General features: G+C 72.3%; 6 protein-coding genes. 3 read left to right on the forward strand and 3 right to left on the reverse strand.

The window, feature by feature from the left end; translation table 11 throughout:
* Positions 1–108: 108 nt before the first annotated feature.
* Both ACF08N_RS28755 and ACF08N_RS28760 read right to left on the reverse strand, forming a co-directional pair.
* Positions 109–2,685: an ABC transporter permease gene (locus ACF08N_RS28755; RefSeq protein WP_392327618.1), complete on the reverse strand. Its 2,577-nt coding sequence runs from the start codon at positions 2,683–2,685 to the stop codon at positions 109–111.
* A complete protein-coding gene (locus ACF08N_RS28760; RefSeq protein WP_392327619.1) occupies positions 2,682–3,470 on the reverse strand; it encodes an ABC transporter ATP-binding protein in 789 nt (262 codons plus the stop codon). Before ACF08N_RS28760 ends, ACF08N_RS28755 begins: the two co-directional genes overlap by 4 nt.
* 353 nt (positions 3,471–3,823) lie before the next feature.
* On the opposite strand from ACF08N_RS28760, the gene ACF08N_RS28765 reads away from it, so the two are divergent.
* The 3 genes from ACF08N_RS28765 (at position 3,824) to ACF08N_RS28775 (ending at position 7,799) form a co-directional block, all read left to right on the forward strand.
* Entirely contained in the window at positions 3,824–5,425 is a 1,602-nt protein-coding gene (locus ACF08N_RS28765; protein ID WP_392327620.1) for an MFS transporter, read from the forward strand.
* 161 nt (positions 5,426–5,586) lie between these two features.
* The gene (locus ACF08N_RS28770; RefSeq protein WP_392327621.1) at positions 5,587–6,189 is read left to right on the forward strand and encodes a DUF485 domain-containing protein; all 603 of its coding nucleotides are present in this window, start codon (positions 5,587–5,589) and stop codon (positions 6,187–6,189) included.
* Positions 6,186–7,799 carry a cation acetate symporter gene (locus tag ACF08N_RS28775; RefSeq protein WP_392327622.1) on the forward strand — a complete coding sequence of 538 codons (1,614 nt, stop codon included), beginning with the start codon at positions 6,186–6,188 and terminating at the stop codon, positions 7,797–7,799. The genes ACF08N_RS28770 and ACF08N_RS28775 overlap by 4 nt, the downstream gene beginning before the upstream one ends.
* Positions 7,800–7,908: 109 nt before the next feature.
* Here the strand turns inward: ACF08N_RS28775 and ACF08N_RS28780 are convergent.
* Positions 7,909–9,164: SUKH-4 family immunity protein (locus ACF08N_RS28780; protein WP_392327623.1), on the reverse strand; the 1,256-nt coding region annotated here is incomplete at its 5' end.

Here is a 9,164-nt window from a genome sequence, read left to right on the forward strand (position 1 = left end):
GCACTCCGGCCGGGCCGGGCACATGGCGGCGGCCCCGGACGTCCGCCGTGGACATCCGGGGCCGCCGCCGCCGAGCCCGCACCCCCGTGCCGGACCCGCCGCTTGCCGCTACTCGGTGGCGATCGCGTTGAGCACGTTCATCCGGCCCGCGCGGAACGCGGGCACCAGCGCGGCGAACAGTCCCACGAACGCCGAGCCCACGAAGACCGTGATGATCGTCGGCCACGGGATCTCCAGAACGCCCAGTCCCTCCAGCGCGAGCAGCTTCTGCGCCGAGGTGCCCCAGCCCATGCCCAGGCCGAGCCCGAGCAGGGCGCCGAACAGGGCGATGACCACCGACTCCAGGCGGATCATGCGGCGCAGCTGGCGGCGCGAGAGGCCGATGGCGCGCATCAGGCCGATCTCCCGGGTCCGTTCGACCACCGACAGCGCGAGCGTGTTCACCACACCGAGGACCGCGACGATGATCGCGAGCGCCAGCAGGCCGTAGACGATGTTCAGCAGCTGACCGATCTGGTCCTTGAGGTCCTGCTTGAAGTCGGTCTGGTTCTGCACCTTGTACTGCGGGTACTCGGCCAGGGACTTCTTGAGGGCGGCGTACGCCTCCTTCTCCTTGCCGTCCACCGCCTTGGCGAACATGATCAGGTTCTGGGGCATCCTGTCGGCGGGGACGTACCGGGCCGCGGTCGTGAGGTTCAGGTACATCGCGCCCTTGTCGACGTTCGTGTCGTCGGAGGTGATCGCGGCGACCTTCAGGTCCGTGCTCTGCCCGTGTGTGAACGCCACCCGGATCGAGTCGCCGACTTCCACGCCGTGCTTCTTCGCGTAGTCGTCGCCGACGGACATCGCGTCCTTGCCGTATGCGGCCTTCAGCTCGCCCGCGACGGTCTCGCGGCGCAGGTCGTCGGCGTACGTCGGGTCGGCGGCGACCAGGTTCAGGTCCTCGGAGGCACCGTCGGGGGCGGTGATCCTCGCCCGCACGTTCCGGTACTCGGTGACGTGCGCGATGTCCGGCGCCTTCTCCAGCGCCTGCTGGGCCTTCGGCACGATCGGCCTGCCGTCGTTGGCCGACGACTGCACGATGAAGTCCGCGCCGACCGACTTGTCCAGCTCCTCGGTCGCCGAGGCGACCATGGACGAGCCGACCACGGACAGGCAGGCCACCAGCGCGAGGCCGATCATCAGCGCGGCGCCGGTCGCCCCGGTGCGGCGCGGGTTGCGCAGCGCGTTGCGCTCCGCCATCCGTCCGACGGGGCCGAACATCCGCAGCACCAGGGCGCTGATGACCCGGACCACGACGCCGGCGAGGAGCGGGCCGATGACGATGAAGCCGATGAGGGACAGGACGACGCCGAGGCCGAGGAACATCGATCCCTCGCTCGCCTTGTCGGCCTGGGCGGCGACGACGAGCGCGGCCGCGCCGCCGCCCGTGAGGACGAGGCCGATGATGCCGCGGACCAGTCCCGCCCTGCCGTCCGCCGGGGTGCCCGCGTCGCGCAGGGCCGCCATCGGGGAGACCTTGCCGGCCCGGCGGGCCGGGACGTACGCGGCGAGCACGGTCACGATGACACCGAGCGTCAGGCCGACGGCGGGGGTCGTCCACTTCACGGTCAGGTCGTCGGTCGAGAGGTTCATGCCGACCGCGCCCATCAGCTTCATCAGCCCGACGGCAAGGCCCACACCGGCCGCGACGCCCGCGACGGAGCCGACCACGCCGAGCAGCAGCGCCTCGACCAGCACGGAGCGGTTGACCTGCTTGCGGCTGGAGCCGATCGCCCGCATCAGGCCGATCTCGCGGGTGCGCTGGGCGACCAGCATCGAGAAGGTGTTGACGATGAGGAAGATGCCGACGAGGAGCGCGATCCCGGCGAACCCGAGCATCGCGTACTTCATCACGTCGAGGAAGGAGCCGACCTCCTCACGGCCCGCGTCCGCCGATTCCTTCGCGGTCTGCAGCTTGTACGGGGCGTCCAGCGCGGCGGACACGTTCTTCTTGAGCTGCGCATGGTCCACGCCGGGCGCGGCGCTGACGAGGACATGGGTGAACAGGCCCTCCTCGCCGAGCAGTCCGCGCTGGGCGGTCGCGGTGTCGAAGTAGACGACGGCCGCGCCCGGGTTGGTCACCTTGAAGGAGGCGATCCCGGAGATCTTCGCGGTGAAGTCACCGGTGACGGCGATCGTGCGCAGTTCGTCGCCGAGCTTCAGGCCGTGCTTGTCGGCGGTGTCGGCGTCGACCATCACCTCGGTGGGGCCACGGGGTGCGTGGCCGGAGGTGATCTCCATCGACTTGAGTTCGTTCTTCGTCCAGTTGGCGGCGATCGTCGGGGCTCCGCCGTCGGATCCCATGTTCTTGTTCGCCGAGTCGACGACGGTCACGCTCATGCTCATGACCGCGCCCTCGGCGGAGGCGACGCCCTCGGCCGCGACGACGTCGTCGACGAGGGAGGCGGGCAGCGCCTCGGGCTTGCCGGTGGCCGGGTTCTCGTCGTCGCCGGAGCCCTTGGGGGTGACGGTGACGTCGGCGGCGCTCACGGCGAAGAGCTTGTCGAACGTGGTGTTCATCGTGTCGGTGAACACCAGCGTGCCCGACACGAAGGCGACGGACAGCAGCACCGCCACCGCGGACAGCGCCATGCGGCCCTTGTGCGCGAGGAAGTTGCGCAGAGAGGTCTTGAGGACGGTCATGACGTACGCCCCCGGGCGTCGAAGTCCTTCATCCGGTCGAGGACGGCGTCGGCCGTGGGCCGGAGCATCTCGTCGACGATGCGGCCGTCGGCGAGGTAGAGCACGCGGTCCGCGTAGGAGGCGGCGACCGGGTCGTGCGTGACCATCACGATGGTCTGGCCGAGTTCGTCGACGGAGCGGCGCAGGAAGCCGAGGACTTCGGCGCCCGCCCGGGAGTCGAGGTTTCCGGTCGGCTCGTCACCGAAGATGATCTCGGGCCGGGCGGCCAGCGCACGGGCGACGGCGACGCGCTGCTGCTGACCACCGGACAGCTGGGTCGGCCGGTGCTTGAGCCGCTCCCCCAGGCCGACGGTCTCGACGACCCTGTTCAGCCAGGCCGCGTCCGGCTTGCGGCCGGCGATGTCCATGGGAAGCGTGATGTTCTCCAGGGCGTTCAGCGTCGGCAGCAGGTTGAACGCCTGGAAGATGAACCCGATCCGGTCCCGGCGCAGTTGGGTCAGCTTCTTGTCCTTGAGCCCGGTGATCTCGGTGTCGTCGAGGAAGATCTGGCCGGAGGTGACGGTGTCGAGGCCGGCCAGACAGTGCATCAGCGTCGACTTGCCGGAGCCGGACGGGCCCATGATGGCGGTGAACTGCCCCCGGGCGATGTCCACGTCGACGTGATCGAGCGCGACGACCCGGGTCTCCCCGGCGCCGTAAGCCTTGACGACCTGCCGCCCCCGTGCGGCGACGGCCGTGCGCCCTCCGGTCTCCCCGTGCGCGGGGGTGGTTACAGCCGTTGTCACGGTAGGTCTCCTAGGTGTGGGAAGTGACGACGGATCGCCACAGGTACGGGTCGAGTCTTGCGACAGAAGCGGTCCGGCGCGCTGGTGCGCAGCCCCGTTCCGACCGGGGGTTTTCCCCACCCCTCGGCCGGTGCGCGGCCCCAGCTGCGGCCGTAAGACCAAGTTAAGGAACGGCCCCGGCCCTTCTCGTCGTCCGCCGGGACGACCGTCCCCTGAGCGGAAGTAAGGAGAAGCCCCTAGGGGCCCTCCACCCTCAGGTGGAGCCGCACTCGGACGAGAGTGCACCCTCCCCCCGCGTGAGGCTCAAGTGAGAGGGTGTCCCCCGGAATAGATGCATGGGGAAAGGATCTGACGTGGGCGTCGAGGACACCCCCGGACGCCGAGAAGCGACGGAGAACGATCCGACCGCGGCGCCCCCGCCGGGGACCCGTGCCGGGGCCGGGGCCGGTGGGGGCGCCGAGGGCGCGTCGGCCGGGCGGCGTGGGAAGCCCGCGCGGCGTGGGCCCGTGGTCGCCGCGCTCATGCTCGGGATGGCGCTCGCCGCGCTCGACGGGACCATCGTCTCCACCGCCGTACCGCAGATCGTCGGCGACCTCGGCGGCTTCGCCGTCTTCTCCTGGCTGTTCTCCGGCTACCTCCTCGCCGTCACCGTCACGCTGCCCGTCTACGGCAAGCTGTCCGACACCTTCGGCCGCAAGCCCGTCCTCGTCGCGGGCATCGTGCTGTTCCTGATCGGGTCCCTGCTGTGCGCCGTCGCCTGGAACATGGCCGCGCTCATCGCGTTCCGCGTCGTCCAGGGGCTGGGCGGGGGCGCGCTCCAGGGCACGGTGCAGACGATCGCGGCCGACCTGTACCCGTTGAAGGAACGGCCCCGGATCCAGGCCAGGCTGTCGACGGTGTGGGCGACGTCGGCGGTCGCGGGCCCGGCGATCGGCGGGCTGCTCGCCGCGTACGCCGACTGGCGCTGGATCTTCCTGATCAACCTGCCCATCGGGGCCGTCGCGCTGTGGCTGGTCGTCCGCCACCTCGTCGAGCCGTCCCGCCCCGCGCCCGCGACCCGCCCCCGTGTCGACTGGGCGGGAGCGCTGCTCGTCTTCGCGGCGGGCACGCTCCTCCTCACCGCCCTGGTGCAGGGCGGCATCGCCTGGCCCTGGCTGTCGGCGCCGTCCCTCGCGCTGCTCGGTGGCAGCGCCGTCCTGATCGCCGTCACGGCCGTCGTCGAACGCCGCGCCGCCGAGCCGATCATCCCCGGCTGGGTGTGGCGACGCCGCACCATCGCCGCGGTGAACCTCGCCCTGGGGGCGCTGGGCCTGCTGATGGTTGCCCCGACGGTGTTCCTGCCGACGTACGCCCAGTCCGTCCTCGGCCTCGGGCCCATCGCGGCGGGCTTCGTGCTCTCGGTGATGACGCTGAGCTGGCCGGTCACCGCCGCACTGTCCAACCACGTCTACACACGCATCGGCTTCCGCCTGACCGCGATCATCGGCATCGGCCTGGCGATGCTGATCCTGCTCGCGTTCCCCCTGCTGCCCTTCCCCGGCGCGCCCTGGCAGCCGGCGCTCGTCATGCTGCTGCTCGGCGCCGCGCTCGGTCTCTTCCAACTCCCCCTGATCGTCGGCGTCCAGTCCACCGTCGGCTGGTCCGAGCGCGGCACGACGACCGCGTCGGTGCTCTTCTGCCGCCAGGTGGGCCAGTCGGTGGGCGCGGCTCTGTTCGGCGCGATCGCCAACGCCGTGCTCGTCTCCCGCCTGGGCGGCGGCGACCTCGACTCCGTCTCGCGTGCGCTGGAGCACCCCGCGTCGGGCGCGGCGAGCGACACGCTGCGCCGGGCGGTGGACGCGGCGGTGGACCACGTCTACGTGGGCGCGGCGGCCGCCGCCGGACTGGCGCTGCTGGCCCTGGTGTTCGTGGCCCCGCGCCGTTTCCCGGTCATCGCGGACCGGAACGACGCCTGAGGCGGTTCACGGGGAGCGCGGCCCCCGCCGCCGGGAATCGTCACCGAAACGACATACCGAACAGTCAGTAACCCCTTACGCCGCGCCCCTACCGGTAAGTAACGTACGCGGACCACCAGCGCCACCCGCCCCGTTCCCCGAGGCGGCATAGGAGCGAGACGATGTCGTACCACCAGCTCTTCCCCGAACCGCCCCCGCAGCCCCGACCGGCGGGCCGCCACCGCCACGAGGCCGCGCCGCCGGCATGGGACGAGGACCCGGACCCCTGGACCACCGGCCGCCGGCAGCCGGAGCACGCCTGGAACGCCGACCGGCAGCAGCCCCAGCACCCCGGGGGCATCGACCGGCAGCAGCCCGAGCACCCCTGGGCCGCCGACCCGCAGCGGCCCGCGCAGCAGCCCGTCCCCGACGACCGCGGCGACATGCGCGAGCTCGGCTCGGCCTACCGCCGGCTGCGCCGCGTCGCGACGTTCACCGCGCTCGGCTACTTCGTCCTCTTCCTGATCCTGTCCGGCTACGCCCCCGGCATGATGACCGGCCGCGTCTCCGGCGGACTGACCACCGGACTCGTCCTCGGCCTCCTCCAACTGCCCGTGGCGCTCGCCGCGATCGCGGTCTACGAACGGATCGCGCGCCGGCGGGTCGACCCGCTCGCGCAGGCGATACGGCAACGGGCCGAGGCGGCCGCCGCGGCCCCGCAGGAACGTGCCGGCCGTCCGGGCCGCCCCTCCTGGCAGCAGCCGACGGGCGGTGCGCGCGCATGACCGGCTTCAGCTCCGAGGCGCAGACCATGTCGCTGATCGCCTTCATCACCGTCATCACGGTCACGCTCCTGCTGTGCGTGATGACCGGCCCCGACCGCGACGACCTGGGTGAGTTCTACACCGGCTACCGCTCGCTGACCCCCGTGCAGAGCGGCCTCGCCATCGCCGGCGACTACATCTCCGCCGGCACCGTGCTCGGCACCATCGGCATCATCGCGCTCCTCGGCTACGACGGGGTGACGCTCGCCCTGAGCACCGTGCTCTCCCTGGTGCTGATGATGTTCCTGCTGGCCGAACCCCTGCGCAACGCGGGCCGGTTCACCATGGGGGACGTCTTCTCCCGCCGCGCCCAGGGCCCCGCCGTACGCATCGTCACCGCCGCCGTCACCCTCACCGCGCTGCTGCCGCTGGTCGTCTTCCAGCTCGCGGGCGCGGGCGATCTGCTCGCCGTCGTCCTCGGCTTCCACGCCGACGGGTTCAAGACCGGGGCGATCGTGTTCCTCGGCCTGCTGATGATCGCGTACGCGGCGATCGGCGGCATGAAGGGCACCGCCTTCATCCAGATCGTCAAGACCGTCGTCCTGCTGGTCGCGGCCACCGCGGTCGCCCTGCTCGTCCTGGAACGCTTCGACTTCAGCCTGCCCGTACTGCTGGACACTGCCGCGCGGGGCAGCGGGGCGGGCGACGCCTACCTGGCCTCCGGTCTCCAGTTCGCCGGCGACGAACTCGACATGATCAGCACCCAGTTGACGGTCGTACTCGGCGCCGCCGTGCTGCCGCAGATCACGATGCGCATGTTCACCGCGCGGAGCGCGACCGCCGTGCGGCGGTCGATGTCGTGGGCCGTCTCGATCGTCGTCGTGACCTGCCTCCTGATCGTCGTCATCGGCTTCGGCGCGGCGGCGATCGTCGGCCACGAGGTGCTCGTCGCCGGCGACCCGCAGGGCAAGACCGCCTTCCTGATGGTCACTCAGGCCGTCCTCGGCACCGATCCGACGACGCTCGAAACCCTGCTGTTCACGGCGGTGGCCACGGCGATCTTCCTCACGCTGCTCGCCTCGGTCGCCGGAATCACGCTCGCCTGCGCCAACACCCTGGCGCACGACCTCGTCGCGCACGGCCTGCGTCGCCGGGCGGCGCTGGCGCCCCGCACCGAGACGGCCATCGCCCGGGCCGCCGCGGCCGGCGTCGGTCTGGTCGCCCTCGTCATCGCCGCCGGCGCCCGGCACCTGAACCTCCAGGCGCTGCTGATCCTGTCGTTCTGCATCGGCGCCTCAGCGGTCGCGCCGGCGCTCGTCTACAGCCTCTTCTGGCGCCGCTTCTCCCGCACGGGCCTGCTCGCCACCCTCGTGACCGGCACCGTCGCCTCGCTCGTCCTGACGACCGGCAGCAACCTCGTGTCCGGGTCACCGCAGGCCGTCTTCCCCGACGCGGACTTCAACTGGTTCCCGTTCACCACGACGGGCCTCGTCTCCGTCCCGCTCGGCTTCCTCGCGGGCCGGCTCGGCACGGTGCTCTCCGAACGCGACCGGGCCGGGCAGCGGCAGCGCTACGAGGAGCTGGAACCGGCGATCCTCGCCGGCACCGTGGACACCACCGCCGGGCGGTAGGCGTCGACGGCCCCGCCCCGGTCGGCCACGAACGGGTGCGGGGCCCCACCACAGCAGGGCGCCGTGGTCCGCCTCGCGGACCACGGCGCCCAGTCGGTTGCTCAGCGGGTCAGAGCAGCCCGTCCCACATCTGCTCCAGCAGCACCGACCACCAGCTCTCCGGCGACGACAGCGCCGCCGGATCCAGAGCGGCCAGCTGCGCCTGGAAGTCGACCGTCCAGCGGCCCGCCTGCTCCGGGTTGAGCCCGAAGCGCAGCCGCCACATCCGGCCGAGCAGCGCCATGCACCGCACGAACTCGGGCAGGCCCGTGTTCACGAACTGCGGCGCCACCGGCGCACCGCCCGGTCCGGCCTCGACCGGCACCGCGACGATGTGCGCCGTGCCGTACTGGACACAGATCGCGCGGCCGAAGTCGCTGCCCAGCACCAGGTACGAGCCCGCGTCGGACGCCGGCTGCACCTGCCGCTGGGCGGCGAGCTCCGCCAGCGTCGGCACCACCGGCTGGGCCGGCTGCGCCCAGAAGAACGGGTTGAAGTCGCCCGGCAGACCCGCCCACACCAGGGTCGCCGCCACGATCTCCGGCACGCCCTGGCGCGACACGGCCCGCTGGTCGAACCGGCACAGACCCTGCGGACCGAAGGCCGCCGCCAGCTCCTGCGCGACACCCTCGGGCGGGATCGGCGGGGCGGGCGGAACCTGCGGCAGCGGGGCACGCACCGGAGCGGGCCTGGCGGGCCCGTCCGCGACCTGGTGCAACTCGCCCTGGTGAGCGATCAGTTGTGCCATGCCCTGCTGACGGGACGCGTGGTCCCGGCCGTACGGGGCGATCGAGGTGATCCGCGCCTGCGGCCAGGTCTCGCGGATCATGCGGGCGCAGTACGCCCCCGGGAGGTCGCACGACTCCAGCTCGGTGTGCAGCTCCAGCACCTGCTGCGGCGGCACGTTCATGGCGCGCAGCTCGTGCAGGATCTGCCACTCCGGATGCGGGGTGCCGGGCGCCGAACGGCGGATCAGCTGGGCCTCGGAACCGTCGGGCGCGCGGTAGCGCAGCACCGCCTGGTAGCCGGGGCCGACGGTCGGCAGACCGGACGGCTGCTGCGGGTACCCGTACGAGGGCGGACCGCCCGCCGGCTGACCGGGGTGCGGTACGCCACCGGGGACGCCGGGCGGACCGGGCGGCTGCGGGGCGCCGGGGCCCATCTGGGCGGGACCGGCGAGCATCGTCGCCGCCTGGTGCACCCCTCCGCCGGGAGGCGGCGTCGCACCGGGAGGCACGGGCGGCCCGGGAGGCGGCGGCGTGGAGCCCGGAGGACGCGGCGCACCAGGAGGACCCGGAGGCTGCGGAGCACCCGGACCCATCTGAC

The sequence above is a fragment of the Streptomyces sp. NPDC015127 genome (assembly GCF_043080095.1).
Taxonomy (GTDB): domain Bacteria; phylum Actinomycetota; class Actinomycetes; order Streptomycetales; family Streptomycetaceae; genus Streptomyces.